This window comes from Streptomyces speibonae (assembly GCF_984686075.1).
Map to the genome: position 1 here is coordinate 7,257,270 of NZ_OZ480260.1, position 26,157 is coordinate 7,283,426.

The following is a 26,157-nucleotide window of genomic DNA, read 5'->3' on the forward strand; positions in this document are numbered from 1 at the left end:
CGTCATGGGATGTCTGACACCTGCTCACCGCGCGGTTAACGTCCCCGAAACGCCGCCCGGCTAGCCTCCGGGACCACGCCACCGGGAGACGAGCCCCCGTGGCCGCGGCCACCGGGCCCCGCACGGCCCGGAGCGAGGACTGAGGTGGGCGCCGTGCACCTGACCCCGCACGAGCAGGAGAGGCTGCTGATCCACGTCGCGGCCGATGTGGCGGACAGGCGCCGTGCCCGGGGGCTGCGGCTGAACCACCCCGAGGCGGTCGCCCTCATCACCTCGCACGTCCTCGAAGGCGCCCGGGACGGCCGCACCGTCGCCGAACTCATGGCCTCCGGGCGTCGCCTGCTCACCCGGGACGACGTCATGGAGGGCGTTCCGGAGATGATCCACGACGTCCAGGTCGAGGCCACCTTCCCGGACGGCACCAAGCTCGTCACCGTCCACGAGCCGATCGTCTGAGCGGGGGAGCGGCCGCCGTGATTCCCGGAGAGATCCTGTACGCCGAGGACCCGGTCGTCTGCAACGAGGGCCACGAGGTCACCCGGCTGACCGTCCTCAACGCCGCCGACCGGCCCGTCCAGGTCGGCTCCCACTACCACTTCGCCGAGACCAACCCCGGCCTGGAGTTCGACCGCCCGGCCGCCCACGGCAAGCGGCTGAACATCGCCGCCGGCACGGCCGTACGGTTCGAACCCGGCATCCCCGCCGAGGTGGAACTCGTACCGCTCGCCGGCGCCCGTGTCGTGCCCGGCCTGCGCGGACGGACCGGGGGCGCCCTCGATGCCTGAACTCTCCCGCGCCGCCTACGCCGACCTGTACGGCCCCACCACCGGCGACCGTGTACGGCTGGCCGACACCGACCTGCTGATCGAGATCGAGGAGGACCGCTCCGGCGGCCCCGGACGCGCCGGGAACGAGGCCGTGTTCGGCGGCGGCAAGGTCGTCCGCGAGTCCATGGGGCAGGCCACCGCCACGCGCGCGGACGGCACCCCCGACACGGTCGTCACCGGCGCCGTCGTCGTCGACCACTGGGGCGTGGTCAAGGCCGACATCGGCATCCGCGACGGCCGTATCACCGGCATCGGCAAGGCGGGCAACCCCGACACCATGGACGGCGTCCACCCGGACCTGGTCATCGGCCCCGAGACCGAGATCATCGCCGGCAACGGGCGCATCCTGACCGCCGGCGCGGTCGACGCCCACGTCCACTTCATCTGCCCGCAGATCGCCGACGAGGCGCTGGCCTCCGGCGTCACCACCCTCATCGGCGGCGGCACCGGGCCGGCCGAGGGCTCCAAGGCGACCACCGTCACCCCCGGCTCCTGGCATCTGGCGCGCATGCTGGAGGCGATGGAGGCCCACCCGCTCAACATCGGACTGCTGGGCAAGGGCAACACCGTCTCCCAGGAGGCGCTGCTGGCACAGATCAGGGGCGGCGCCGTCGGGCTCAAGCTGCACGAGGACTGGGGTTCGACCCCCGCCGCCGTCGACGCCGCGCTGACCGCCGCCGAGCGGACCGGCGTACAGGTCGCCATCCACACCGACACGCTCAACGAGGCGGGATTCGTGGGCGACACACTCGCCGCGATCGCCGGGCGCGGCATCCACGCCTACCACACGGAGGGCGCCGGCGGCGGGCACGCCCCGGACATCATCACCGTGGTCTCCGAGCCGCACGTCCTGCCCAGCTCCACCAACCCGACCCGGCCGTTCACCGTCAACACCGTCGAGGAGCACCTCGACATGCTGATGGTGTGCCACCACCTCAACCCCGCCGTGCCGGAGGACCTCGCGTTCGCCGAGTCCCGCATCCGGCCGTCCACCATCGGCGCCGAGGACGTGCTGCACGACCTGGGCGCCATCTCCATCATCTCCTCCGACTCCCAGGCGATGGGACGGGTCGGCGAGGTCGTCATGCGGACCTGGCAGACGGCCCACGTGATGAAGCGGCGGCGCGGCCCCCTCCCGGGCGACGGCCGCGCCGACAACCACCGCGTGCGCCGCTATGTCGCCAAGTACACGATCAATCCCGCGCTCGCCCAGGGCCTGGCCGGCGAGATCGGCTCCGTGGAGAGCGGCAAACTGGCGGACCTGGTGCTGTGGGAACCGGCGTTCTTCGGCGTGAAGCCCCATCTCGTCATCAAGGGCGGACAGATCGCCTACGCGCAGATGGGCGACGCCAACGCCTCCATCCCGACCCCGCAGCCGGTCCTGCCGCGCCCGATGTACGGGGCGGTCGGACGGGCGCCGGCCGCCGACTCGGTCAACTTCGTGGCGCAGGCGGCGATCGACGCCGGCCTGCCCGGACGGCTCGGGCTGGGAAAGCGGTGCGTGGCCATCGGCTCCACCCGCGGGGTGACCAAGGCGCACATGCGGGAGAACGACGCCCTGCCGGACGTGCGCGTCGACCCGGACAGCTTCACGGTGCACATCGACGGGGAACCGGTCGAGGCGGCCCCGGCGGCGGAACTGCCCATGGCCCAGCGCTACTTCCTCTTCTGATGTCCCGGGCGGCACTGCTCGTCCTGGCCGACGGCCGGTTCCCCGCCGGCGGGCACGCGCACTCCGGCGGGGCGGAGGCGGCGGTCGGGGCGGGACGGGTCACGGGGGCCGCGAGCCTGGAGGAGTTCTGCCGCGGGCGGCTGCACACGACGGGGCTCGTGTCCGCGGCGGTCGCGGCGGCCGCGGCGCTGGGCACGGACCCGGGGGAGCTGGACGCGGCGGCCGACGCCCGCACGCCCTCGCCCGCACTGCGGACGGCCGCCCGCAGACTGGGACGGCAGCTCCTCAGGGCCGCGCGGGCGGCCTGGCCTTCGGACGAACTCGACGCGCTCGCCCGGCGGTTCCCCAAGGGGGCGCATCAGCCGGTGGTCCTGGGGGTGACGGCGCGGGCGGCCGGTCTCGGGCCCGAGGACGCGGCATACTGCGCGGCGTACGAGAGCGTCGGCGGCCCGGCCTCGGCGACGGTACGGCTGCTGGGGCTCGACCCCTTCGACGCGACGGGCGTGCTGGCGCGGCTGGCGCCCGAGGTGGACGCGGTGGCGGCGCGGGCGGCCGGGGCGGCACGGAGGGTGGCCCGTGAGGGGGCCGACGCGCTGCCCGCGGCGTCCGCGCCGTTGCTGGAGACCGGCGCGGAGGCCCACGCCGGCTGGGCGGTGCGGTTGTTCGCCACGTGAGGGCACACCGCTGTTCCGCGTCCCGCCCGGAGGACTCGCACCGGACGGGCCGACTACTGGAGGCGTTCATGCATCTCGGTCACTCCCTCACCCACGGCGGGCCGGACGCCGTCGGCGCCGACGCCCGCCGGCATGACGGGACGCGGCGGGCCCTGCGGATCGGACTCGGCGGGCCCGTGGGCTCCGGGAAGACCGCCACCGTCGCCGCCCTCTGCCGGATCCTGCGCGACGAGGTGTCGCTGGCCGTCGTCACCAACGACATCTACACCCGGGAGGACGCCGAGTTCCTGCTCCGCGAGGCGGTGCTGCCGCCCGAGCGGATCACCGCGGTCGAGACCGGGGCCTGCCCGCACACCGCGATCCGGGACGACATCTCCGCCAACCTGGAAGCGGTGGAGGAACTCGAGGACGAGGCCGGCCCGCTGGACGTGATCCTCGTCGAGTCCGGTGGCGACAATCTCACCGCCACCTTCTCCCGGGGGCTCGTCGACGCCCAGGTCTTCGTGATCGACGTGGCAGGCGGGGACGACATCCCGCGCAAGGGCGGGCCCGGCGTGACCACCGCGGACCTCCTGGTCGTCAACAAGACCGATCTGGCTCCGCACGTCGGTGCCGACCTCGCCCGCATGGCGGCCGACGCCGGGGCCCGGCGGGCCGGCCTTCCCGTGGTGTTCCAGTCGCTGCGGAGCGAGGACGGGGCGCGGGACGTCGCCGCCTGGGTGCGCGAGCGGCTCGCCGCGTGGACGGCGTGACCGCCGCGGGCGTACGGGGCGTCGCCCGCGTCCGCGCCTGCGCCGACGGCCGGGGCGGGACCTGCCTGCCCGAGCTCGAGGGCGCGGGGCCGCTGGCGCTGCGGCGGACACGGGGGAGCGGCACCGAGGCGCACGTCCTGCTCGTCGGCGCCATGAGCGGTCCCCTCGGCGGAGACCGGCTCACGGTGCGGGCCGACGTCCGGCCGGGGGCCCGGCTCCGGGTCGGGTCGGCCGCGGCCACCCTGGCCCTGCCCGGCCCGCCCGGGGCCGAGGCGCGCTACGACGTACGGCTCACCGTCGCCGGGGACGGCGAACTCCGCTGGCTCCCGCAGCTGTTGATCTCCGTCAAGGGAAGCGGACTGCTGGCCGCCACGCGGGCCGAACTCGACCACGGGGCCCGGCTCGTGCTGCGCGAGGAGCAGGTGCTGGGGCGGGCCCGGGAGGAACCCGGACGGCTCACCTCCCGGCTGACCGTACGGATCGCGGGGCGCACCGTCCTCGACCAGGAACTGGCCTGCGGACCGGGGGCGCCCGGCGGCTGGGACGGTCCCGCGGTACTGGGCGGTCACCGGGCGGTCGGTCAACTGGTCGTCGTACGCCCGGAGTTCGAAAAGGCGCCGGTCACCGCGAGGGCCCTGGACGCGGGTGCCGCCGTCCTGCCCCTGCCGGGTCCGGCCGCGCTGGTGACCGCCGTGGCACCGGATCCGCTGCGGCTGCGCCAACTCCTCGACAGGGCAACGGCCCTCCTCGCACCGTCGTCCCCCGCCCGATCCGAGCGCGCCGCGCCGCAGCCGTAGCACCTGCCCCCGTGCGCGAGGGGCGGCCGGAACACTCCGGCCGCCCCTCGTCCCGTTCCCGTCCCGCGGCTCAGCTCAACGGCATGCGCGGGAACCGGCGCTTCTCCTCCGCCGCGCGCTCGGCCTCCTCGGCCTTGACGACGGCGGCGTACTGGTCGACGTACTCCTGCTCGGACAGCTTGAGGATGGCGTACATGATCTCGTCGGTGATGGCGCGCAGCACCGCCTTCTCGTTCTCCATCCCCGCGTAGCGCGAGAAGTCCAGCGGTTCGCCGAAGCGGATCACCACCGGATGGATGCGGGGGATCACCTTGCCGGGCGGCTGCGCCTCGAACGTGCCGATCATCGCGCAGGGGATCACCGGCACCCCCGCCTTGAGCGCCATCACCGCGACGCCCACCTTGCCCTTGTACAGGCGGCCGTCGTGCGAGCGCGTGCCCTCCGGGTAGATGCCGAGCAGTTCCCCCTTGCTCAGCACTCCCAGGCCCTCCCGGATGGCGGCCTGCCCGGCCTCCTTGCCGGAGCGGTCGACGGGGATCTGCCCCGCGCTGTGGAAGAAGAACGCCGTCAGCCAGCCCTTGAGGCCGGGGCCGGTGAAGTATTCGGCCTTGGCGAGGAAGGTGATACGCCGTCTGAGGACGGCCGGCATCAGAAAGTGGTCCGAGAAGGACAGATGATTCCCCGCGACGATGGCGGCGCCGGAGGACGGAACATGCTCCAGACCCTGTATTCGCGGCCGGAAGACCAGTCTCAGCAGCGGACCCAAGAGCACATATTTGAGCACATAATAAAACAAAGGCACGCTCCTCGACTCCGGCGAACGGGCAGGGCCGCCGCGTTCCAGCAGGTCATCCGGCACGTCGTGAGATGTCAGTCTAGGACCGGACGGTGCGGCCCGGCACCACGTTCGACGCGTCCGGAACGAGCCATTCCCGGACGGTCGCGCCCGGCGGGTCGCGTGCCGCGGGGAGTAGGCTCCGCAGCATGCGGATCTCCGTCTCCTCCGACATGGACGAACCCGTGGCCCGCGCCCTCCTCGCCGAACTGCGCGACCGCGGCCACGAGGTGCGCGCGCACGGGGCGCTGCGCCCCGGCGACGACCCCCAGTGGGCGGTCTGCTCCGAGGCGGCCGCCCGCGAGGTCGCCGACGGATCGGCCGACCAGGCGGTGGTGTGCTGCTGGACCGGCACGGGCGCCTCGATCGCCGCGAACAAGGTGCCCGGCGTGCGGGCCGCCCTGTGCACCGACGCCTATACGGCCGACGGCGCACGCCGCTGGAACGACGCCAACGTCCTCGCGCTCAGCCTGCGCCTGACGTCGACTCCGCTGCTCAAGGAGATCCTCGACGCCTGGTTCGAGGCGTCGCCCAGCGACGACCCCGAGGACCGGCGCAACGTGGAACGGACGCGGCGGCTCGACGGCACCCGCCCGGACGACACGTCCGGCGACTGAGCGCGCGTCTCACTCCGCCGGCGCGGTCAGGGGCTGCTCCGCCCAGATGATCTTCCCCTCGGGGACGAACCGGGTACCCCACCGCTGGGCCAGCTGGGAGACCAGCAGCAGTCCGCGCCCGCCCTCGTCCATCGCGCGGGGATGCCGCAGATGGGGCGCGGTGGCGCCGCCGTCGAACACCTCGCACACCAGCGCACGCTCACGGATCAGCCGCAGCGTGACCGGCCCCGAGGCGTGCCGGAGGGCGTTGGTGACCAGTTCGCTGACGATCAGCTCCGTGGTGAAGACCAGCTCGTCCAGCTCCCAGCGGGCCAGTTGCCGGCTGGTGGTCCTGCGGGCCTCGGCCACCACGGCCGGATCCGCCGGCAGGTCCCATACCGCGACCTGCTCCGGGGCGAGACGCCGGGTCCGGGCCATCAGCAGGGCCACGTCGTCGTACGGGCGGGCCGGCACCAGGGTGTCGACGACGGCCCGGCAGCTCGCCTCCAGCGAGGACGGGGCCTCGGACAGGGCCCGTCGCAGCGGCTCCCGGTCCGTTTCGTCGGGCCGGTGCCCCTCCCGGGCCAGCAGCCCGTCCGTGTGCAGGGCGAGCGTGCTGCCCTCGGCCAGCGTCAGCTCCACCGCCTCGAACGGCGGCCCGCCGACACCGAGCGCCGGGCCCTGGGGGAGGTCCACGAAGTCGACCGTGCCGTCCGGCGCCACCAAGGCCGGCGCGGGGTGGCCGGCGGCCGCCATCGTGCACACCCCCTCCACCGGGTCGTAGACGACGTACAGGCATCCGGAGCCGAGGGCCGTGCCGGGGGTCTCGCCGGGCTCTCCCTCGTCCTCGTCCCGCGCCGCCCGCGCGGCGAGGTCGTCCAGATGGGCCAGTACCTCCTCGGGCGGCAGATCGATCGCGGCCAGGGTCCGTACGGCGGTGCGCAGCCGCCCCATGGCCGCGGCGGCGTCGATGCCGTGCCCCGGGACCTCGCCCACGACCAGGGCGACACGGGCGCCCGACAGCGGGACGAGGTCGTACCAGTCGCCGCCCAGGCCGGTCAGCTCGTCCGCCGGGCGGTAGCAGGCGGCCACCTCGACGGCGTCCTGCTCCGGCAGCCGGCGCGGGAGCAGACTGCGCTGAAGGACGAGCGCCGCGTCCCGCTCCCGGGTGTAGCGGCGCGCGTTGTCCACGCAGACGGCGGCGCGCGAGACGAGGTCCTCGGCCAGATGGAGGTCATCGGTGTCGAACGGGTCCTCGCGGCGGCGACGGAAGAACGTGGTGACACCCAGGGTGACCCCCCGGGCCCGGATCGGGACGATCATCACGCTCTGCAGCCCCAGCTCCAGGAAGGTGGACTCCCGGGCACCCGGAGTGCCCACGGCCCAGTCCAGGGCGAGCGGGTCGAGCCGCTCCTGACGCCATGACCGGCCGGTGGTCAGACAGCGCACGGGCGGGGAGTCCGCCAGGTAGGTCACGACCGCACCGGTGTCCACGGCCGTCCGCGGCAGGTCCTCGTACCGCGAGCGGTGTCCCGCGCGGCGCAGCGGCACCCTGGCCGAGTCGCCGAGCGGTCCCGGGGCCGGTTCGGCGCCCCGCAGCACCGTCTCCAGCAGGTCCACGGTGACGAAGTCCGCGAGGCCCGGGACGGCGACGTCGGCGAGTTCCTGGGCAGTGGTCATGATGTCGAGGGTCCGGCCGATGTGCTCGCCGGCCCGGTCGAGCAGGGCGAGGCGCTGCCGGGCGCGATGCCGTTCGGTGATGTCGACGACCGTGTAGTACACGCCCATCGGGCGGCCCTGCTCGTCGTCGAGGCGGGTGAACGACACCATGTGCGCGGTCTCGCGCAGCGGTGCCGCCCGTGCGCGGCCGACGTGCTCGTAGCCGACCACCTGTTCGCCGGTCTCCAGCACGTGCCGCATCTGTGCCTCGACGGCCGCGGCGTCCAGGCCCGGCTGCACATCGGCGAACCGCAGCCCCAGCCGCCGCTCGCCCGGTCCGCCGCCGAACTGCTCCAGCGCGGGGTTGGACCACACGAAGCGCAGCTCCGTGTCGACGATCGCCATGCCGATGGAGGTCCTGGTGACCATCTGCTCCAGCACGGACCGGCTCATGCTCCAGCCCGCGGAGCCGGCCAGCTCGGACAGCAGAATCAGCAGCGACGCACGGCCCCGGGGCTCCACGGTCGGCATGGCCCGCACCTCCACGGAGACGGGGTGCCCGTCCCGGTGCACGGCCGTCATCAGCCTCACCCAGTCACCGTCGGACCGGCACCGCTCCACCAGATCCGGCACCCGTTCGGCGTCGTCGGGGTGCAGCAGCTCGGCGAACTTCCGGCCCACCACGGCCTGGGCGCCGTACCCCAGCAGCCGCTCGGCGCGAGCGGTCCAGCTCGCGACCATGCCGTGCTCGTCGAGCAACAGGGGAGCGGCGTCGGCCACGTCGAACCCCTGCCGGGCCACGTTCTGCTCCTTGTGTCCGCCCACGGCCGACCTCTCTGTCGCTGAGAGTGGTCTACCACCTCTTGTCCCAATCTTCACCCTTGACGGCGGACGGGGGCTCCCTGGACGAAGAGGGAGGAGTACCCCCACGGGACGTGCCGGACCCGCCCTCGTCACGGGGCCCTCCCCCGACACCCCCGCGGCGAACCGGCATGGCGGTCCCCCGACCGGGGGAGGAACACGACGGCACGGGACGGACGCCGCAAGGGCGTCCCGCCACCCGGCCGCACGCCGGCCAGCACGGGACACGGCCGGAACACCGCGCGCGGGCGACGAGCGCCGGCGCGGTTCACGTCCGGTGGTGAGGGCGGTGGTTTCGCCGGAGGTCCCTGGGGATGGGGTGTCCGCCGGGTGGTCCCGGGGCCCGGGCGAGGTGCGGCTGGGGTGCGGCGTGGGAGCCTGCGCCGTCTGCGTCCGGTGGTGCGGACGGTGTTCCCGTCGGTGGTCCTCGCGGAGGGGGCGCCGACCGGGCAGGCCTGCCCCCGGTGCCGCGCACGCTTGGGATGCCGCGCGCGGGGGCGGGTGCCGGCGCGGTTCGCGTCCCGTGGTGGGGGCGGTGATTTCGCCGGGAGACCTGGGGACCGGCGGGGGCCGCCGGGTGGTCCTGGACCGTGCGGGGTGCGGCTGGAATGCCGCGTGGTCGGCGTCCGCGTCGGGTCGTGCGGGGTTCCCCCGAAGGCGGTGGCCCGGGCCCGCGTCCCGGACTCCGCGCACGGTCGGGATGCCGTGCGCGGAGTCCGGGTGACGGTGCCCTGTCGCGCCGGAGCGCCTGCGGGGAGGTGTGCTGCCCGGTAGGGGCCGTGAGGTGCGGGTCAGGCCGGGGAGGTGAGAATCTTTTCCAGGGTGTGCAGGGCGCCCTGGAGTTCCTCCGAGGTGATGGTCAGGGGCGGGGCCAGCCGGATGGTCGAGCCGTGGGTGTCCTTGACCAGGATCCCCTCCCGCATCAGACGCTCGCTGACCTCACGGCCCGTGCCGATCGCCGGGTCGACGTCCACGCCCGCCCACAGACCGCGGGAGCGGAACCCGACGACGCCCTTGCCGGTCAGCGACTCCAGGCCCGCGCGCAGCACCTCGCCCAGCTCCGCCGCCCGCCGCTGGAACTCACCGGTCTCCAGCAGCTCCACCACCGCCGTGCCGACCGCCGCGGCCAGCGGGTTGCCGCCGAACGTCGACCCGTGCTCCCCGGGGTGCAGCACCTGGAGCACCTCACGCCGGGCCACCACCGCCGACACCGGGACGATGCCGCCGCCCAGCGCCTTGCCCAGCAGGACCACGTCCGGCACGACCGACTCGTGCTCCACGGCGAGCGTACGGCCGGTGCGGCCCAGACCCGACTGGATCTCGTCGGCGACGAACAGGCACCCCTTGCGGCGGGTCAGCTCGCGCACCCCGGCGAGGTAGCCGTCGTCCGGGACGATCACCCCCGCCTCGCCCTGGATCGGCTCGATCAGCACCGCCGCCGTCGTCTCGTCGACCGCCTCCTCCAGCGCCGCGAGATCGTTGTACGGCACCACGCGGAAGCCCGGAGTGAAGGGGCCGAAACCGGCGCGGGCCACCTCGTCCGTGGAGAAGCTCACGATCGTCGTCGTACGGCCGTGGAAGTTGTCCGCGGCCACCACGATCGTCGCCCGGTCCGCCGGGACGCCCTTGACGTCGTAGGCCCACTTGCGGGCCACCTTCACACCGCTCTCGACGGCCTCGGCACCGGTGTTCATCGGCAGCACCATGTCGAGCCCGGTCAGCGCCGCCAGCCGCTCGGCGAACTCCGCGAGCCGGTCGTTGTGGAACGCCCGCGAGGTGAGGGTGAGCCGGTCCAGCTGGCGGTGCGCCGCCTCGACCAGCGCGGGATGCCGGTGGCCGAAGTTGAGCGCCGAGTAGCCGGCCAGCATGTCGAGATACCGCCGGCCCTCCACGTCCTCCACCCAGGCCCCCTCCGCGCGGGAGACGACCACGGGCAGCGGGTGGTAGTTGTGCGCGAGGACGGACTCCTCCGCGCCGATGAGCTCGGCGGACGTACGCGCGGGGACGACAGAGGTCATGAGCGGATCTCCTGAGTGCAGCACTTGATGCCCCCGCCGGCCTTGCGGAACTCGGACAGATCGACGGGGACGGGAACGTAACCGCGGCCGGCCAGCCGGTCGGCGAGGGCCGTCGCCTCCGGCGAGATGAACACATGGCGCCCGTCGGAGACGGAGTTCAGACCGAACGCCATCGCGTCCTCACGGGTGGCGATCACCGCGTCCGGATACAGCCGGGCCAGCACCTCGCGGCTGCCCGGCGAGAACGCCTCCGGGTAGTAGGCGACGTTCTCGTCGTCGAGGTCGAACAGCGCCGTGTCCAAATGGTAGAAGTACGGGTCCACCAGCGTCAGCCCGATCACGGGTACACCGAAGAACTCCTGTGCCTCGCGGTGCGCCTCCGGGGTGGTGCGGAACCCGGTGCCGGCGAGGATCCAGCGCCCGGCGGGCACCAGATCGCCCTCGCCCTCGCACACCGACTCGGGGTGCTGGACGTCGAAGCCCTCGGACTTGAACCAGGCCTCGTAGGCCGCGGACTCCGCACGCCGCTCGGGCGCGGAGAAGAGGGAGCCGAACACACGGCCCTCCACGACGACCGCCGCGTTCGCGGCGAACACCATGTCGGGCAGTCCGGGCTCCGGCCTCACGGTCTCCACGGTATGTCCGTGGTCGCGGTAGGCGCCGACCAGCGTCCGCCACTGGTGCTGGGCGAGGGCGACGTCGACGGGACGGTCGGGATGCATCCAGGGATTGATCGCGTACCGGACGGCGAAGTGTCTGGGTTCGCAGACGAGGTAACGCCGTCGGCGCGCCACACGGGATTCGGGCACAGAGGGGTTCCTCCGCTTCCATGCGGTGCCTACTGGGGGTGCCTCCACGGTAGGAACGGACCCTGACGGCCGACAAGGAACAACAGCTGCGTGTTCACGCAGGATCGTTGCGTATTCGGACCGCTCAGCGCACGTCCGGTGCGTCTCTCGGCGCGGGCTGGCTCACTCCCGCCTCAGGGCTGTCCGGCAGCAGATGGGACAGCACCATCACACTGATCGTCTTGCGGATGAACGGCTCCTGGCGGATCCGTTCCAGCACCTCCTCGAAGTGCTCCACGTCCCGCGCCCGCACATGCAGCAGCGCGTCCGCGCCCCCGGTGACCGTCATCGCCGCGGCGATCTCCGGATGGTTGCGCACCACCTCCGCCAGCCGGCGGGGCGGCGCCGCCCCCTCGCAGTACACCTCGACATACGCCTCCGTGCGCCAGCCCAGCGCACTCGGCCGCACCGTCGCCGTGAACCCCGTGATCACCCCCGTCTCGCGCAGCCGGTCCACCCGGCGCTTGACCGCCGTCGACGACAGCCCGATCGCCGCGCCGATCTCCGCGAAGGACGTCCTGGCGTTCGCCATGAGAGCCGTGACGATCTTCCGGTCGAGCTCGTCGAACGGCGCGGGCCTGCTGTTCATGCGGGCACTGTATCCAGCGGCGCCCGGCCGCTCCCCGTACCGGCGTCCACGGCGAAGGCGGCGGCGACCTGCCATGTCCACCCGCGTCCGGCACATGTCCAGACGCGGAAATCACCCCTACACTCCACCTTCATGCTGCGTGCCCTCGCCGTCGACGACGAACGCCCCTCGCTGGAGGAACTGCTGTACCTGCTGCACGCGGACCCGCGCATCGGCAGCGCCGAGGGCGCCGGGGACGCCACCGAGGCGTTGCGCCGCATCAACCGCGCCCTGGAGTCGGGCCCCGACGGGCCCGAGGCGATCGACGTCGTCTTCCTCGACATCCAGATGCCCGGACTCGACGGCCTGGACCTCGCCCGGTTGCTCAGCGGGTTCGCCCGGCCGCCGCTGATCGTGTTCGTCACCGCCCACGAGGACTTCGCCGTCCAGGCCTTCGACCTCAAGGCCGTCGACTACGTGCTCAAACCGGTCCGCAAGGAACGGCTGGCCGAGGCCGTGCGCCGGGCCGCCGCCCAGCGCGGCAGCACCCCGCGCGAGGCCGCCCCGCGCATCCCCGTGCACGAGCCCGACCCCGACCACATAGCCGTCGAGCTCGGCGGCGTCACCCGCTTCGTCGCCGTCGACGACATCACCCACGTCGAGGCCCAGGGCGACTACGCCCGGCTGCACACCGACCGGGGCAGCCACCTCGTCCGGATCCCGCTGTCCACGCTGGAGGAGCGCTGGCGCTCCCGCGGCTTCGTCCGCATCCACCGCCGCCATCTGGCCGCCCTGCGCCACATCGGCGAGCTCCGGCTCGACGCGGGTACCGTGAGCGTCCTGATCGGCTCCGAGGAACTCCAGGTCAGCAGGCGGCACGCCCGTGAACTGCGGGACCTGCTGATGCGCCGGACCACGAGCTAGACGGGGGGAGCACCACATGCCCCAGGATCCGACCGAACGCCGGGTGGTCGTCACCGGCCCGCCCCGCCGCACCCGCCGGACCTCCGGCTACTACCGTCCGCGCACCGAGATCGACGAGCAGACCACCCTCGGCCACACCTACGTCCGGTCCCTGATGCGCATCCAGCTGCGCACCGGGCTCGTCGTCTTCGCCGTCCTCGCCCTGCTCATCGGCCCGCTCCCGCTGGTCTTCGCCGCCGCCCCGGACACCCACCGGCTGGAGTGGGCGGTGCTGGGCTTCGGCCTCTACCCCCCGCTGGTGCTGCTCGCCCGCTGGTACGTACGCCGCGCCGAACGCAACGAACGCGACTTCGTGCGGCTCGTCGAGGACCGCTGAGACCGGAGCCCGCGCACCGTGAACTCCGCCTACGCCGTCACCGCCGTCGCGCTCGTCGCCCTCGCGACCGTCCTCGTCGGCGCCTTCGGCCTGCGCATATCCCGCACCACCTCCGACTTCTACGTCGCCTCCCGCACCGTCGGGCCCCGCCTCAACGCCGCCGCCATCAGCGGGGAGTACCTCTCCGCCGCGTCCTTCCTCGGCATCGCGGGGCTCGTCCTCGTCCAGGGCCCGGACATGCTCTGGTACCCGGTCGGCTACACCGCCGGCTATCTGGTGCTGCTGCTGTTCGTCGCCGCCCCGCTGCGCCGCTCCGGCGCGTACACGCTGCCCGACTTCGCCGAGGCACGGCTCGCCTCCCACCTGGTGCGGCGGCTCGCCGGCGCCCTGGTCGTCGGCGTCGGCTGGCTGTATCTGCTGCCCCAGCTCCAGGGGGCCGGGCTCACCCTGACCGTGCTCACCGGCACACCCGACTGGCTCGGCGCGGTGATCGTCGCCGTCGTGGTGACCGTCATCGTCGCCGCCGGCGGCATGCGCAGTATCACCTTCGTCCAGGCCTTCCAGTACTGGCTGAAACTGACCGCCCTGCTGGTCCCCGCCCTCTTCCTCGTCCTCGCCTGGCAGAGCGACGGCGCACCCAGCCACCCCTTCGACGAACCGGCCGCCTTCCGCGAACAGCGGGTGGTCACCATCGACGACTCCCTGCACCTGCGGCTCGAGCGGCCCCTCACCGTCACGGTGGACGGCACCGTCGACGGCCGCGCACACGACGGCGCCGAGGTCTCCCTGGCCGCGGGCCCCCACCGCATCGACGGCGGCACCCGGCTCACCTTCGCCGAGGGCGCGGAGGTCCCCGCCGCCGGACGCGGCGGCGACGACGCCCTGTCGCCCTCCCGGGCCGAGTCCCGCGCGGAACGCCCGCTGTACGCCACCTACGGGCTGATCCTCGCGACCTTCTTCGGCACCATGGGCCTGCCCCACGTGGTCGTCCGCTTCTACACCAGCCCGCACGGCGTGGCCGCCCGCCGCACCACCGTCGCCGTCCTGGGCCTGATCGGCGCCTTCTACCTCCTCCCGCCCGTCTACGGCGCCCTGGGCCGGCTCTACGCCCCCGAGCTGACCCTCACCGGCGACGCCGACGCCGCCGTCCTGCTGCTGCCCGGCCGGATGATCGGGGGAGTGGGCGGCGACCTTCTCGGCGCCCTGGTCGCCGGGGGCGCCTTCGCCGCGTTCCTGTCGACGGCCTCCGGACTCACCATGGCCGTCGCCGGGGTACTCACCCAGGACGTGCTCCCCTCCCGCGGCGTACGCCACTTCCGCCTGGGCACCGTGCTCGCGATGGCCGTCCCGCTCGGGGCGAGCGTCCTGGTCGGCGGGCTGCCGGTGGCCGACGCCGTGGGCCTGGCCTTCGCCGTGTCGGCGTCCTCGTTCTGCCCGCTGCTCGTCCTCGGCATCTGGTGGCGCCGGCTGACCCCGCCGGGCGCGGCGGCCGGAATGCTGGTCGGCGGCGGCTCCGCGTTCCTCGCGGTCACCGCGACCATGGCCGGCTACCCGGGCGAGGGGCCCTGGCACGCCCTGCTCGCCTGGCCCGCGCTGTGGTCGGTGCCGCTGGGCTTCCTCACCATGATCCTGGTGTCCCTGGCCACCCCCGGCCGGGTCCCGCCCGGGACGGCGGCCGTACTGGCCCGCTTCCACCTTCCCGAGGAACTGCGTACGGAGGTGTCCGCATGAGCGGCTTCATCGCCGGCCTCCTCGTCGCCGTACTGCCCCTGCTGGCGGCCGGATTCTGGATCGGCCGGCGCACCGCGCGGCCCCCCAGCCTCGCCGGACTCGGCACCCCCGTCGAGCACGCCACCTTCGAGGCCCTGCACACCGCCTCCCTGGCCACCCCGCCGCTGCGCGCGGGCCTGACCGAGGAGACCGCCGGGAAGTCCGCCCGCAAGCTGCGCTCCCTGCTGGGCACGGACGCCCTGTGCCTCACCGACCGCGAACAGGTCCTCGCCTGGGACGGCGTCGGCGCCCACCACCGCGGCGAGATCATGGAGCGGCTCACCGGCCCCCTCGACACCGGCCGGGGCGAGGCCTTCCCGCTGACCTGCGACGCCCCCGACTGCGCCGTGCGCTGGGCCGTGGTGGCCCCGCTCACCGTCGACGACCGGGTGCACGGGGCGCTCGTCGCCTGCGCGCCCCGCGAATCCGCCGTCCTGGTCCGCGCCGCCGGGGAGGTCGCCCGCTGGGTCTCCGTCCAGCTCGAACTGGCCGACCTCGACCGCTCCCGCACCCGTCTCATCGAGGCGGAGATCAAGGCGCTGCGGGCACAGATCTCCCCGCACTTCATCTTCAACTCGCTCGCCGTGATCGCCTCGTTCGTCCGCACCGATCCGGAGCGGGCCCGGGAGCTGCTGCTGGAGTTCGCCGACTTCACCCGCTACTCGTTCCGCCGGCACGGCGACTTCACCACCCTCGCCGACGAGCTGCACGCCATCGACCACTACCTGGCGCTGGTGCGGGCCCGCTTCGGCGACCGGCTGGCCGTCACCCTGCAGATCGCTCCCGAGGTGCTGCCGGTCGCGCTGCCCTTCCTCTGCCTCCAGCCGCTGGTGGAGAACGCCGTCAAGCACGGCCTGGAGGGCAAGGCCGACGCCTGCCACATCCAGATCACCGCGCAGGACGCCGGGGCGGAGGCCCTCGTCGTCATCGAGGACGACGGCGCCGGCATGGACCCCGGTCTGCTGCGCCGCATCCTCGCCCACGAGGCCAGTCCCTCCGGCGGCATCGGACTGTCCAACGTCGACGACCGGCTCCGCCAGGTCTACGGCGACGACCACGGCCTCGTCATCGAGACGGCGGCCGGCGCGGGCATGAAGATCACTATCCGGCTGCCGAAGTACCAGCCGGGTGTGCACCTGGCGGGGCGGCTCACCCCGAGGTGAGGACCGCCCCGCCCGCTCCTCAGGTGCTGCGGGTGGCGACCATCCCGAGGGTGATCAGGCCCAGGACCACCCAGCCGAACCACAGCCAGCCATTGCTGCCGAGCGCCACCGTGTAGGCCGTCACGGCGACGAGGGCGCCCACGGTGAGTACTCCCATGGTCTTCGTCGAGGTTGAACCGTTCGTGGTACCGGGCATCGCAACACCCTCCTCATGGTTCGATTCCCTCCATGGTGCCCCGTTTTTGCTCCTTACGGCGCACACGCCCCCATGGGTGACCGATTTGCCCGGTCTTCTGTGATCAGTTCCGCTGCGCGTGCAGGGAGGCCAGGTAGGCGTTGTACGCCTCGAGCTCCTTGTCCCCGTCCCGGTCGGCCGCGCGGTCCTTGCGCCTGGCCTGCCGCTGGTCGGAGGCGTACCACTGGAACAGCAGCGCGATCAGCACCAGGACGGAGGGCACCTCGCTGAACGCCCAGGCGATGCCGCCGGCCGCGTTCTGGTCGGACAGCGCGTCGACGGCGAGCGAGGCGGGCGGATTCTCGAACGTCGAGACCATCGGCGTCGAGGCCATCATCAGCGCGATACCGAAGAACGCGTGGAACGGCATGCCCGCGAACAGTTCCAGCATGCGCATCAAGTAGCCCGGCCGGTGCGGTCCCGGGTCCACGCCCATGATCGGCCAGAAGAAGACCAGTCCCACGGCGAGGAAGTGCACCATCATCGCGACGTGCCCCGCACCGGAGGACATCAGGGAGTCGAACAGCGGGGTGAAGTACAGGCCGTACAGGCTCGCGATGAACAGTGGAATGGTGAACGCCGGGTGGGTGACGATCCGCATGTACCGGCTGTGCAGGAACATCAGCAGCAGCTCGCGCGGCCCCTTGCGGCCCCGCGCGGCCGGCGGCAGGGCGCGCAGCGCCAGGGTGACCGGGGCGCCGAGCAGGATCAGGATCGGCGACACCATGCTGATCATCATGTGCTGCACCATGTGCACGCTGAACATGACCATGCCGTAGTCGTTCAGCCCGGTGCACATCATGAGCCCGACGCTCAGCACGCCGACGACGAACGCCACGGTCCGGCCCACCGGCCACTTGTCACCGCGCCGCACCAGCCGGACCACGCCCCAGCCGTACAGCGCCAGTCCCAGCAGGCAGGCGACGAGGAAGAAGGGATCCGCCGACCAGGCGAGCCCTCGCCCCAGCGTGAACGGCGGCAGATCCATGGTCATGCCGTGCCCGCTGTGATCCATCCGCCGGCTCCTGATTCGTGGGGGTTGTACGCGTCTGTCCGCCCCACAGAGTACGGCGAACCCCGGCCGCCTCCGCGACCGGGGTCGGCTGCGGGCGCCCCGTCGGAGCGCTACCCGCGCCTCACAGCACGCACTGCGCCTCCGCGTACCGTTCCTCGGGCACCGTCTTCAGCGTCTCCACCGCCTCCGCCAGGGACACCATCACGATGTCGGTCCCCCGCAGCGCGGTCATCCGTCCGAACTCGCCCCGGTGCACCGCCTCCACGGCGTGCCAGCCGAACCGGGTGGCCAGCACGCGGTCGTACGCCGTGGGCGTCCCGCCGCGCTGCACATGGCCGAGGATCACCGGTCGCGCCTCCTTGCCGAGCCGCGACTCCAGCTCCAGCGAGAGCTGCCGGGCGATCCCGGCGAACCGCTCGTGGCCGTACATGTCCTTGCCGCCCTCGTCGAAGTCCATGGTGCCGGGCTTCGGCTTGGCGCCCTCCGCCGCGACCACGATCGCGAAGCGCTTCCCGGCGGAGAACCGCTCGCCCACCTTCGCGGTCAGCTCGTCGATGTCGAAGGGCCGTTCGGGGACGACCACGGCGTGCGCGCCGGCCGCCATCCCGGAGTGCAGCGCGATCCAGCCGGTGTGACGGCCCATGACCTCGACGATCAGCACCCGCTGATGGGACTCGGCGGTGGTCTTCAGCCGGTCCAGGGCCTCGGTCGCCACCCCGACCGCGGTGTCGAAGCCGAAGGTGACGTCGGTGACGGCGATGTCGTTGTCGATGGTCTTCGGCACACCGACTATCGGCAGGCCGTTGTCGGAGAGCAGCCGGGCAGCCTTGAGCGTGCCCTCACCGCCGATCGGGATGATCGCGTCGAGGCCGAGCTCGCGGACATGCCCCTTGGCCCGCTCCACCCCGTCCCGCAGATGCTCGGGACGGACCCGGGAGGAGCCGAGGACGGTGCCGCCGCGGGCGAGGATGCCGCTCACCGCGTCGAGGTCGAGCTTGAGGTAGTCGCACTCCAGGAGGCCCTTCCACCCGTCCCGGAAGCCGATGACCTCGTCGCCGTGGTCGACGACGGCGCGGTGCACGACGGACCGGATGACGGCGTTCAGGCCGGGGCAGTCGCCGCCGGACGTGAGGACACCAATGCGCATAGCCCGAAACAACCTTCTCGATGTGGGCCGGGACCGGACCGCGCTGTCCGGCTCGATCCCCGCCACCCTAGCCGCTCCGGGGGGCCCGGCCGTACACGGCGTCCGCCTGCTGGACGACCCCGCTCACCTGTGCGGAGCAGCCGTCAGACGCGCCCGCCCCGACCCGTCCGACGGGTCGGGGCGCACAGTGTTCCGGACGCCTCAGGCGGGCTGCTGCGCCGCCGCGATGCGCTCGTTGCGCAGCGCCTCGTACCAGCGGTCGTCGGTCGGCGGCAGCGCGTTGACATCGAGCGCCAGCTTCAGCAGCAGGTCCGCGATCTGCGGGTTGCGGGCCAGCACCGGACCGTGCATGTACGTGCCGAAGACGGTGTCGTTGAACGCGCCCTCCGTGCCGTCCCCCGTGCCGTTGCCGTTGCCGAAACGCACCTGGGCGAACGGGCGGGCCGTGGGGCCCAGGTGGGTGACGCCCTGATGGTTCTCGAACCCGGTCAGCGGGGGCAGACCGAGCTGCGGGCTGATGTCGGCCAGCACGTCGCCCACGCACCGGGCGCCCTCACCGCGCACCGAGACCACGTCGAGCAGCCCGAGACCCGGCTCGCGCTGGCCGAGGTCGTTGATGAACTCGTGGCCGAGGATCTGGTAGCCGGCGCACACCGAGAACACGATCGCGCCGTTCTCCACGGCGCGGTGCAGACCGCCGTCGCGGCGCAGCCGCTCGGCGGCCAGCCGCTGCGGGCGGTCCTCGCCGCCGCCGATCAGATAGATGTCGCCGGAGGTCGGGATCGGCTGGTCGCTGCGCACGTCGAGCCGTGCCACGTCCAGGCCGCGCTGCCGCGCCCGGCGCTCCACGACGAGCACGTTGCCCTGGTCGCCGTACGTGCTGAGCAGGTCCGGGTAGATCCAGACGACCCGCAGCTGGTTGTCGCTCACTTCAAGTCCCCTGAGGTGTCGTGGTCAGTTGCCGACGCGGCGGCGCAGGTCCTGGAACGCGGTGTAGTTGGCGATGACCTCGATCCGGCCCGGCGGGCACATCTGGACCGCCTGGTCGAGGTCCTCGCAGACCTGGAACTGCTGGTTGGCGACCTCCAGCCGCACCGCCAGGTCCAGCTTCCGGTCGCCGATGACGCAGATCGGGTGGCCGGTGAGCTGCGTGTAGTCCACGTCCCACAGCCAGGAGGTGTCGGTGCCGTCGGCGGAGCGGGCGTTCACCGAGAGGATCACCGGGGTCGGCGGCGGGTCGATCAGGGAGAACGTCTCGAGCCAGCCCGCGGGGTTCTTGGCGAGCAGCAGACGCAGGTCACGGCCCTCGAACTGGACCACGTCGTAGCGGCCGGCCACGGCCTGCACCTGGTACATGCGCTCCAGGGCGACCTGCGGCGGCACCCCGAAGACGGCGGCCACGGCGGCGGAGCTCGCGGCGTTGGCCTTGTTGGCGCGGCCCGGCAGCTGGAGGTGGATCGGCCAGGCCGAGCCGTGCGGGTCGAGTACGTGGTCGCCGGAGAGCGCCCAGCTGGGGGTCGGCCGGCGGAAGCCGCACTCGCCGCAGAACCAGTCGTCGCCCGGGCGCTGCATCACACCGCCGCACGACGGGCAGGACCAGGCGTCGTCCATCCACATCTGGCCGGCGGCGACCCAGATCACGTTGGGGGAGGAGGAGGCGGCCCAGACCACCAGCGGGTCGTCGGCGTTGGCGACGATGACGGCCTTGGAGCCGGCCAGGCCCTCGCGCCAGTTCTCCGCCAGCATCCGCGTCTCGGCGGCGCGGTCGAGCTGGTCGCGGGAGAGGTTGAGCAGGGCGATGCACTTGGGGTCGGTGTCCCGGGCCACACCGGCCAGGTACTTCTCGTCGACCTCGATGACGCCGAACTTCGCGTCCGAGCGGCCGGCCAGCGCCGAGGTGATACCGGCCGGCATGTTGGCGCCGAGCGCGTTGGAGACGACCGGTCCCGCGGCCCGCAGTGCCTCCGCGATGAGCCGGGTGGTGGTGGTCTTGCCGTTGGTGGCGGAGACCAGGACGCAGTCCAGGTTCTGCGCGAGCCGGGCGAGGAGATCGGGTTCGAGTTTGAGTGCCACCCGGCCGCCGATCACCGAACCGCTGCCGCGCCCGGCGGCGCGGGATGCCGCTGCGACCGCCTTGCCCGCGGTCACGGCCAGCTTGGCCCGCGGCGAGAGCGGGTCCGAGTTGCCTGCCATCAGTTCTCGATCCTCCTTGCGTACGCGCCGCGTCTGTGCCTGACGGCCACGTGGTGAGCCCTCAGCCTATCGAGATCCGTTCGCGCTCCAGAACCGCGGCACCATCGTGAGACGGGCGTTGCTGGAAGGACCGTACTCTTGCGGCCATGCGACACGGCTCCATCCCCGGCGTCCACGGACGCGTGCGGCCCCTCACCCTGCTCGGCGACCCGGTGCTGCACGCGCCCTGCCGGGAGGTCACCGACTTCGGGCCGGAACTCGGCCGTCTCGTGGAGGACTTGTTCGCGACGATGTACGCGGCGCGGGGCGTGGGCCTGGCCGCCAACCAGATCGGCGAGCCGCTGCGGGTCTTCGTCTACGACTGCCCGGACGACGAGGACGTCCGGCACCGGGGCCATGTGGTGAACCCGCGGCTGGCCGGGACGGACGGGGTGGTGCTGCGCGGCCCGGAGGGCTGTCTGTCGCTCCCCGGCCTGGAGGCGGGGACGGAGCGGTACGACCACGCCGTCGTCGAGGGCGTCACGGTGACCGGGGAGCCGGTCACGATCGACGGCACCGGGTTCTTCGCCCGGTGCCTGCAACATGAGTGCGACCACCTGGAGGGCGCCATCTACGCCGACCGGCTGACGGGCCGGCGGCGCCGCCGGCTCTTGCGCCGGGCGAGCCGGGCCTCCTGGAACCGGCACGCCCGGTGACCCGAGGGGCTCAGAACCCCGGGCCGCCGACCTTGTCGCCCGCGGCCGCGAGCCGCCCCCACAGCAGATCCGCCAGGCTGCGTACCAACTCCGCCCGGGAGCAGGGCCGTTCGCCGAGCCACCAGTCCCCGGCCGCGTGCATCATGCCGACGATGCCGTGCCCCCACACCCGCGCCAGCTGGTGACTGCCCGGCCCGAGGTCCAGCCGCTCCTCGATCACCTGCGCCAGCTCCTCACCCATCCGCCGCAGCAGCGGCGCCGAGTGCTTGCCGACGTCGAAGCCCTGGTCGCCGCTCGGCGAGCCCTCCGCCGGATGCATCAGGAACCGGTACACCTGCGGGCGCGCCTCGATCGCCGACAGATAGGTGTCCAGCGTGGCCTCGACCCGCTCCCGGCGGTCCGCCGGGGCGTCCAGCGCGGCCCGCAGGGAATCCAGCAGCGCGTCGGTGTGCCGCTTGGCCAGGGCCGCGTACAGTCCTCCCTTGTCACCGAAGTGCCGGTAGAGAATCGGCTTGGTGATGCCGGCCTCGGCGGCGATCGCGTTCATCGAGGCCCCGGGGCCGTCGCGCAGCACCACTCGGTCGGCGGCCTCGAGCAGCTCGCGCCGGCGTCGGTCGGCCGAACGCTGCTGATCGGTCCGCTGTGTGGTGTCCATGAGCTCTCCCCACCCGTGCTGATTCGGTGACGCCTGCGCAAACTAACACTGAAGGATCCGCGGTCACCGAAGGGGATACGGACGGTCCTGAGGAGTTGACTTTTCCTACCCGCCAGTAACAGACTCTGGTTACCGCAAGTAACATGCATGTGCGCCGCCTGGAGGAGTCATGGCCGAGTTCACCATGGAGCTCAACGACGAACAGAAGGAGGTCCGCGACTGGCTGCACGGCTTCGCCGCCGATGTCATCCGCCCCGCGGCCGCCGAATGGGACGAGCGTGAGGAGACTCCCTGGCCGGTCATCCAGGAGGCCGCCAAGGTCGGAATCTACTCCCTCGACTTCTACGCCCAGCAGTACTTCGACCCGACCGGTCTCGGCATCCCCATGGCGATGGAGGAGCTGTTCTGGGGCGACGCGGGCATCGCCCTGTCGATCGTCGGCACCGGCCTCGCCGCCGTGGGCGTCCTCGCCAACGGCACCGAGGAGCAGATCGGCACCTGGATCCCCCAGATGTACGGCGACGCCAACGACGTCAAGGTCGCCGCCTTCTGCTCCTCCGAGCCCGACGCCGGCTCCGACGTGGCCTCCATGCGCACCCGCGCGGTGTACGACGAGGCCAAGGACGAGTGGGTCATCAACGGCACCAAGACCTGGGCGACCAACGGCGGCATCGCCAACGTCCACGTGGTGGTCGCGGTCGTCGACCCGGAGCTCGGCTCCAAGGGGCACGCGTCCTTCATCATCCCGCCGGGCACCCCCGGCTGCTCGCAGGGCCAGAAGTTCAAGAAGCACGGCATCCGCGCCTCGCACACCGCCGAGGTCATCCTGGACAACGTGCGCGTGCCCGGCTCCTGCCTCCTCGGCGGCAAGGAGAAGCTCGACGAGCGCCTCGCCCGCGCCCGGGAGAAGGCCAAGCAGGGTGAGCGCGTGAAGAACGCCGCCATGGCCACCTTCGAGGCGTCCCGCCCCGCCGTCGGCGCCATGGCCGTGGGCACCGCCCGCGCGGCGTACGAGGTCGCCCTGGAGTACGCCACCACCCGTGAGCAGTTCGGCCGCCCCATCATCGACAACCAGGGCGTCGCCTTCCAGCTCGCGGACATGCGCACCCGGATCGACGCCGCCCGTCTCCTCGTGTGGCGCGCCTCCTGGATGGCGGTCAACGGAAAGCCGTTCACGGCGGCCGAGGGCTCCATGTCCAAGCTGTTCGCCAGCGAGACCGCCAAGGAGGTCACGGCCCAGGCGATCCAGATCCTCGGCGGCAACGGCTACACGCGCGAGTACCCGGTCGAGCGGATGCACCGCGATGCGGCCATCTACACGATCTTCGAAGGGACGAGCGAGATCCAGCGCCTGGTGATCGCCCGCACCCTGTCGGGCATGCCGATCCGCTGAGGCGGCCCCCACATCGACCCGGCGGTGCGCGGCGCCGCCGGGTTGTCCGCGTCCCGGTTCCGGGGAACGCTCGGGTGTGACCGAGTGAGGGAGGACGCGATGACCGACACGGCCCGGGAACTGCTGGAATCGACCACCAGGGAATTCGCCCCGGCCCCGGGGTCCAACCCGCTGGTCCCGCTGATCGCCCGGGGCGAGGCGGACCGTACCGTCCTGGCCGCCCTGGCCCTGGAACAGCGCTGGGTGATCCCCGCTGACCGCCGCGCCTTCCTCCACCTGGCGGAGCGGTCCGGCCCGCACGCGGCCGCGTACTTCACCGCCCTGGCCGAGGGCGAGGCTCTGGCGGCGGAACACCTCAGGACGTTCACGGCCGCGTGCGGCGTGGACGAGGCGCGGGCGGAGGCGTACACCCCGCTGCCGGGCTGCCAGTCGTACCCCGCGTACGTCGCCTGGCTGGCCCTGAACGCTGAACCGCCGGACGTGGTGCTGGCCCTGACGGCGAACTTCTCGGCCTGGGGCGGCTACTGCGCCACGATCGCCGAGGCGCTGCGCGCGCACTACGGCTTCACGGAAGAAGCCCGCGCCTTCTTCACCTTCTTCGCCGAACCGGCCCCTGACCTGGAGCATGAGGCCACCGAGGCGGTCCGGACAGCACTGCAGGAGGGACGCTTGAACAAGCACCGGGCACGCCTGTACGCCCGCTTGCTCCAGACTTACGAAGCTGCATTCTGGACGGCGCTGGGGGAACCCACCCAGGGGCGCGGGGAACTGCGCGACAAGCCCCCCACTGCCCGCACCCGGCACTGAACCCGCGGAGCTACGGCGCACCCCCACTGCTGTGGGCGATACACGCGACGTCGATCCGATCGGCAAGCTTGGCGAGCTCGATCGTCAGCGCAGCGACCGTGTCCTCGTCGAGTCCGTCCTCCCCCGCCTCGACAAGCCGGACCCACCGCCCGCCCACCGTACGCAGCAGCCTGCTGACGTCGGCGGCGGCGACCTGGAGGGTGCCGCGGTCGTCGACGATCAGCGGAAGAGTCACTTCGCGGTTCACAGTCGGGATCGTAACCGCGCGGCCTTCACGCGCCCTGCCAAACCGTGGTGATGTTGCAGAACTCGCGGATTCCGTGCCCGGACAGCTCACGTCCGTACCCCGACCGCTTGATCCCGCCGAAGGGGAAGGCGGGATGGGACGCCGTCATCCCGTTCACGAACACGCTGCCCGCCTCCAGGTCCCGGACGAACCGGTCGACCTCGGCCTCGTCGCGCGTCCAGACGTTGGAACTCAGCCCGAAGGACGTGTCATTGGCGATGAGGACCGCCTCGTCGACGTCCGCCGCGCGGTACAGCGTGGCGACCGGTCCGAAGGCCTCCTCCCGGTGGATGCGCATCTCCCTGCCGATGCCGGCCAGCACGGTCGGCGGATAGAACCAGCCGGGCCCCTCGGGGCGCTCGCCGCCGCACAGCACGGTGGCACCGGCCCGTACGGCGTCGTCGACGAGCTCCTCCAGGTCGTCGCGGCCCCGTTCGCTGGAGAGCGGACCGACGTCGGTGTCCTCGTCCATCGGGTCGCCGACCTTCAGGGACTTCATGCCGGCCGTGAAACGTTCGGCGAAGGCGTCGTAGACGTCCGTGTGCACGATGAACCGCTTCGCGGCGATGCAGGACTGCCCCGTGTTCTGCGTCCGCGCGGTCACCGCCACCTCGGCGGCCCGGTCCAGGTCGGCGGAGGGCATGACCACGTACGGGTCGCTGCCGCCCAGCTCCAGCACCGTCTTCTTGATCATCTCCCCGGCGGTGGAGGCGACCGCGCGGCCCGCGGGCTCGCTCCCGGTCAGGGTGGCCGCCTTCACCCGCTCGTCGCGCAGGATGTCGTCGACCGCGGCGGAGCCGATGAGCAGCGTCTGGAAGCAGCCCTCGGTGAAGCCCGCGCGGTGGAACAGGTCCTCCAGGTACAGAGCGGTCTGCGGCACGTTCGAGGCGTGCTTGAGCAGGCCCACGTTGCCCGCCATCAGCGCGGGCGCGGCGAACCGCACCACCTGCCACAGCGGGAAGTTCCACGGCATCACGGCGAGCACCGGGCCCAGCGGCCGGTAGCGCACCACGACCCGGGAGGCGCCGGAGTCCTTCACATCGGCGGCGTCGGGTTCCTCGTCGGCGAGCAGCTCCGCCGCGTGATCGGCGTACCAGTGCATCGCCTTGGCGCACTTCGCGGCCTCCGCGCGGGCCTGCGCGACCGGCTTGCCCATCTCCGTGGTGATCATCCGCCCGACGGTCTCCCGGTCCTCGTCGAGGATCTCGGCGGCCCGGTGCATCAGACGGGCACGCTCCTCGAAGGTGGTCGTCCGGTACGTACGGAACGTGGCCTCCGCGAGCTGGATCCGGTGCGCGACCTCCTCCTCGTCCATGGGGTGGTACGTCTTGACGGTCTCGCCGGTCGCCGGATTCACCGTGGCGATGTGCATCGCTGACCTCCCTGGGGAC

27 protein-coding genes are annotated in these 26,157 nt (G+C 72.6%); 14 read left to right on the forward strand and 13 right to left on the reverse strand.

The window, feature by feature from the left end; all coding sequences use genetic code 11:
- Nucleotides 1-153: 153 nt before the first annotated feature.
- The 6 genes from AC5L3C_RS32790 to AC5L3C_RS32815 all read left to right on the forward strand — a co-directional run bounded on the left by AC5L3C_RS32790 (nucleotide 154) and on the right by AC5L3C_RS32815 (nucleotide 4,722).
- Nucleotides 154-456 (forward strand): urease subunit gamma, encoded by a 303-nt coding sequence (locus AC5L3C_RS32790; protein ID WP_125508629.1) that lies wholly within the window; start codon nucleotides 154-156, stop codon nucleotides 454-456.
- A gap of 17 nt (nucleotides 457-473) precedes the next feature.
- A complete protein-coding gene (locus AC5L3C_RS32795) occupies nucleotides 474-785 on the forward strand; it encodes an urease subunit beta (RefSeq protein ID WP_125508631.1) in 312 nt (103 codons plus the stop codon).
- A complete protein-coding gene (locus AC5L3C_RS32800; RefSeq protein WP_493652764.1) occupies nucleotides 778-2,499 on the forward strand; it encodes an urease subunit alpha in 1,722 nt (573 codons plus the stop codon). The genes AC5L3C_RS32795 and AC5L3C_RS32800 overlap by 8 nt, the downstream gene beginning before the upstream one ends.
- A complete protein-coding gene (locus AC5L3C_RS32805) occupies nucleotides 2,499-3,173 on the forward strand; it encodes an urease accessory protein UreF (RefSeq protein ID WP_493652765.1) in 675 nt (224 codons plus the stop codon). The genes AC5L3C_RS32800 and AC5L3C_RS32805 overlap by 1 nt, the downstream gene beginning before the upstream one ends.
- Nucleotides 3,174-3,241: 68 nt before the next feature.
- Nucleotides 3,242-3,925 carry an urease accessory protein UreG gene (gene ureG / locus AC5L3C_RS32810; RefSeq protein ID WP_493652766.1) on the forward strand — a complete coding sequence of 228 codons (684 nt, stop codon included), beginning with the start codon at nucleotides 3,242-3,244 and terminating at the stop codon, nucleotides 3,923-3,925.
- Entirely contained in the window at nucleotides 3,913-4,722 is an 810-nt protein-coding gene (locus AC5L3C_RS32815) for an urease accessory protein UreD (protein WP_493652767.1), read from the forward strand. The genes ureG and AC5L3C_RS32815 overlap by 13 nt, the downstream gene beginning before the upstream one ends.
- A gap of 70 nt (nucleotides 4,723-4,792) precedes the next feature.
- Here the strand turns inward: AC5L3C_RS32815 and AC5L3C_RS32820 are convergent, their stop codons facing one another.
- Nucleotides 4,793-5,518 carry a lysophospholipid acyltransferase family protein gene (locus AC5L3C_RS32820; protein ID WP_493654118.1) on the reverse strand — a complete coding sequence of 242 codons (726 nt, stop codon included), beginning with the start codon at nucleotides 5,516-5,518 and terminating at the stop codon, nucleotides 4,793-4,795.
- A gap of 188 nt (nucleotides 5,519-5,706) precedes the next feature.
- Here AC5L3C_RS32820 and AC5L3C_RS32825 point away from each other — a divergent pair, with 188 nt between their 5' ends.
- Entirely contained in the window at nucleotides 5,707-6,174 is a 468-nt protein-coding gene (locus AC5L3C_RS32825; RefSeq protein ID WP_493652768.1) for an RpiB/LacA/LacB family sugar-phosphate isomerase, read from the forward strand.
- Nucleotides 6,175-6,183: 9 nt separating this feature from the next.
- On the opposite strand, the gene AC5L3C_RS32830 is transcribed toward AC5L3C_RS32825, so the two are convergent.
- The 4 genes from AC5L3C_RS32830 to AC5L3C_RS32845 all read right to left on the reverse strand — a co-directional run bounded on the left by AC5L3C_RS32830 (nucleotide 6,184) and on the right by AC5L3C_RS32845 (nucleotide 12,128).
- Nucleotides 6,184-8,637, reverse strand: coding sequence for a SpoIIE family protein phosphatase (locus tag AC5L3C_RS32830; RefSeq protein WP_493652769.1), 2,454 nt, complete (start codon nucleotides 8,635-8,637; stop codon nucleotides 6,184-6,186).
- Nucleotides 8,638-9,464: 827 nt separating this feature from the next.
- Nucleotides 9,465-10,691: an ornithine--oxo-acid transaminase gene (gene rocD / locus AC5L3C_RS32835; protein ID WP_125508645.1), complete on the reverse strand. Its 1,227-nt coding sequence runs from the start codon at nucleotides 10,689-10,691 to the stop codon at nucleotides 9,465-9,467.
- Nucleotides 10,688-11,500, reverse strand: a complete 813-nt coding sequence (gene ddaH, locus AC5L3C_RS32840; RefSeq protein WP_493652770.1) for a dimethylargininase — start codon at nucleotides 11,498-11,500, stop codon at nucleotides 10,688-10,690. The genes rocD and ddaH overlap by 4 nt, the downstream gene beginning before the upstream one ends.
- A gap of 124 nt (nucleotides 11,501-11,624) precedes the next feature.
- Entirely contained in the window at nucleotides 11,625-12,128 is a 504-nt protein-coding gene (locus tag AC5L3C_RS32845) for an Lrp/AsnC family transcriptional regulator (RefSeq protein WP_125508650.1), read from the reverse strand.
- A 132-nt stretch (nucleotides 12,129-12,260) separates the two neighbouring features.
- On the opposite strand from AC5L3C_RS32845, the gene AC5L3C_RS32850 reads away from it, so the two are divergent.
- The 4 genes from AC5L3C_RS32850 to AC5L3C_RS32865 are packed head-to-tail and all read left to right on the forward strand — an operon-like array spanning nucleotide 12,261 to nucleotide 16,340.
- Nucleotides 12,261-13,031 (forward strand): LytR/AlgR family response regulator transcription factor, encoded by a 771-nt coding sequence (locus AC5L3C_RS32850; RefSeq protein WP_125508652.1) that lies wholly within the window; start codon nucleotides 12,261-12,263, stop codon nucleotides 13,029-13,031.
- A 16-nt stretch (nucleotides 13,032-13,047) separates the two neighbouring features.
- Complete coding sequence (locus AC5L3C_RS32855; RefSeq protein ID WP_125508654.1) at nucleotides 13,048-13,407, forward strand: hypothetical protein; 360 nt, start codon at nucleotides 13,048-13,050, stop codon at nucleotides 13,405-13,407.
- 18 nt (nucleotides 13,408-13,425) lie between these two features.
- The gene (locus AC5L3C_RS32860; protein ID WP_493652771.1) at nucleotides 13,426-15,138 is read left to right on the forward strand and encodes a sodium/solute symporter; all 1,713 of its coding nucleotides are present in this window, start codon (nucleotides 13,426-13,428) and stop codon (nucleotides 15,136-15,138) included.
- The gene (locus tag AC5L3C_RS32865) at nucleotides 15,135-16,340 is read left to right on the forward strand and encodes a sensor histidine kinase (protein ID WP_493652772.1); all 1,206 of its coding nucleotides are present in this window, start codon (nucleotides 15,135-15,137) and stop codon (nucleotides 16,338-16,340) included. Before AC5L3C_RS32860 ends, AC5L3C_RS32865 begins: the two co-directional genes overlap by 4 nt.
- Nucleotides 16,341-16,359: 19 nt before the next feature.
- Here the strand turns inward: AC5L3C_RS32865 and AC5L3C_RS32870 are convergent, their stop codons facing one another.
- The 5 genes from AC5L3C_RS32870 to AC5L3C_RS32890 all read right to left on the reverse strand — a co-directional run bounded on the left by AC5L3C_RS32870 (nucleotide 16,360) and on the right by AC5L3C_RS32890 (nucleotide 20,930).
- The gene (locus tag AC5L3C_RS32870; RefSeq protein ID WP_037934856.1) at nucleotides 16,360-16,536 is read right to left on the reverse strand and encodes a membrane protein; all 177 of its coding nucleotides are present in this window, start codon (nucleotides 16,534-16,536) and stop codon (nucleotides 16,360-16,362) included.
- 103 nt (nucleotides 16,537-16,639) lie between these two features.
- Entirely contained in the window at nucleotides 16,640-17,590 is a 951-nt protein-coding gene (locus tag AC5L3C_RS32875) for a cytochrome c oxidase assembly protein (RefSeq protein WP_125508660.1), read from the reverse strand.
- Between the two features lie 121 nt (nucleotides 17,591-17,711).
- On the reverse strand, nucleotides 17,712-18,737 hold the full coding sequence (locus AC5L3C_RS32880; RefSeq protein ID WP_493652773.1) for a 6-phosphofructokinase: 1,026 nt from the start codon (nucleotides 18,735-18,737) through the stop codon (nucleotides 17,712-17,714).
- A 201-nt stretch (nucleotides 18,738-18,938) separates the two neighbouring features.
- The gene (locus AC5L3C_RS32885; RefSeq protein WP_125508665.1) at nucleotides 18,939-19,667 is read right to left on the reverse strand and encodes a type 1 glutamine amidotransferase; all 729 of its coding nucleotides are present in this window, start codon (nucleotides 19,665-19,667) and stop codon (nucleotides 18,939-18,941) included.
- A 24-nt stretch (nucleotides 19,668-19,691) separates the two neighbouring features.
- Nucleotides 19,692-20,930 carry a Mur ligase family protein gene (locus AC5L3C_RS32890; RefSeq protein ID WP_493652774.1) on the reverse strand — a complete coding sequence of 413 codons (1,239 nt, stop codon included), beginning with the start codon at nucleotides 20,928-20,930 and terminating at the stop codon, nucleotides 19,692-19,694.
- A gap of 146 nt (nucleotides 20,931-21,076) precedes the next feature.
- Here AC5L3C_RS32890 and def point away from each other — a divergent pair, with 146 nt between their 5' ends.
- Entirely contained in the window at nucleotides 21,077-21,625 is a 549-nt protein-coding gene (gene def, locus AC5L3C_RS32895) for a peptide deformylase (RefSeq protein ID WP_493652775.1), read from the forward strand.
- Between the two features lie 10 nt (nucleotides 21,626-21,635).
- Here def and AC5L3C_RS32900 read toward each other — a convergent pair whose 3' ends face one another.
- On the reverse strand, nucleotides 21,636-22,280 hold the full coding sequence (locus AC5L3C_RS32900) for a TetR/AcrR family transcriptional regulator (RefSeq protein WP_125508671.1): 645 nt from the start codon (nucleotides 22,278-22,280) through the stop codon (nucleotides 21,636-21,638).
- A 169-nt stretch (nucleotides 22,281-22,449) separates the two neighbouring features.
- Here AC5L3C_RS32900 and AC5L3C_RS32905 point away from each other — a divergent pair, with 169 nt between their 5' ends.
- Nucleotides 22,450-23,673, forward strand: a complete 1,224-nt coding sequence (locus AC5L3C_RS32905; RefSeq protein ID WP_493652776.1) for an acyl-CoA dehydrogenase family protein — start codon at nucleotides 22,450-22,452, stop codon at nucleotides 23,671-23,673.
- 99 nt (nucleotides 23,674-23,772) lie between these two features.
- Nucleotides 23,773-24,480, forward strand: a complete 708-nt coding sequence (locus AC5L3C_RS32910; RefSeq protein ID WP_125508674.1) for a thiaminase II/PqqC family protein — start codon at nucleotides 23,773-23,775, stop codon at nucleotides 24,478-24,480.
- Between the two features lie 10 nt (nucleotides 24,481-24,490).
- Here the strand turns inward: AC5L3C_RS32910 and AC5L3C_RS32915 are convergent, their stop codons facing one another.
- On the reverse strand, nucleotides 24,491-24,727 hold the full coding sequence (locus AC5L3C_RS32915; protein WP_125508676.1) for a DUF6213 family protein: 237 nt from the start codon (nucleotides 24,725-24,727) through the stop codon (nucleotides 24,491-24,493).
- Between the two features lie 25 nt (nucleotides 24,728-24,752).
- Entirely contained in the window at nucleotides 24,753-26,138 is a 1,386-nt protein-coding gene (locus AC5L3C_RS32920; RefSeq protein WP_493652777.1) for an NADP-dependent succinic semialdehyde dehydrogenase, read from the reverse strand.
- Between the last annotated feature and the right edge of the window lie 19 nt (nucleotides 26,139-26,157).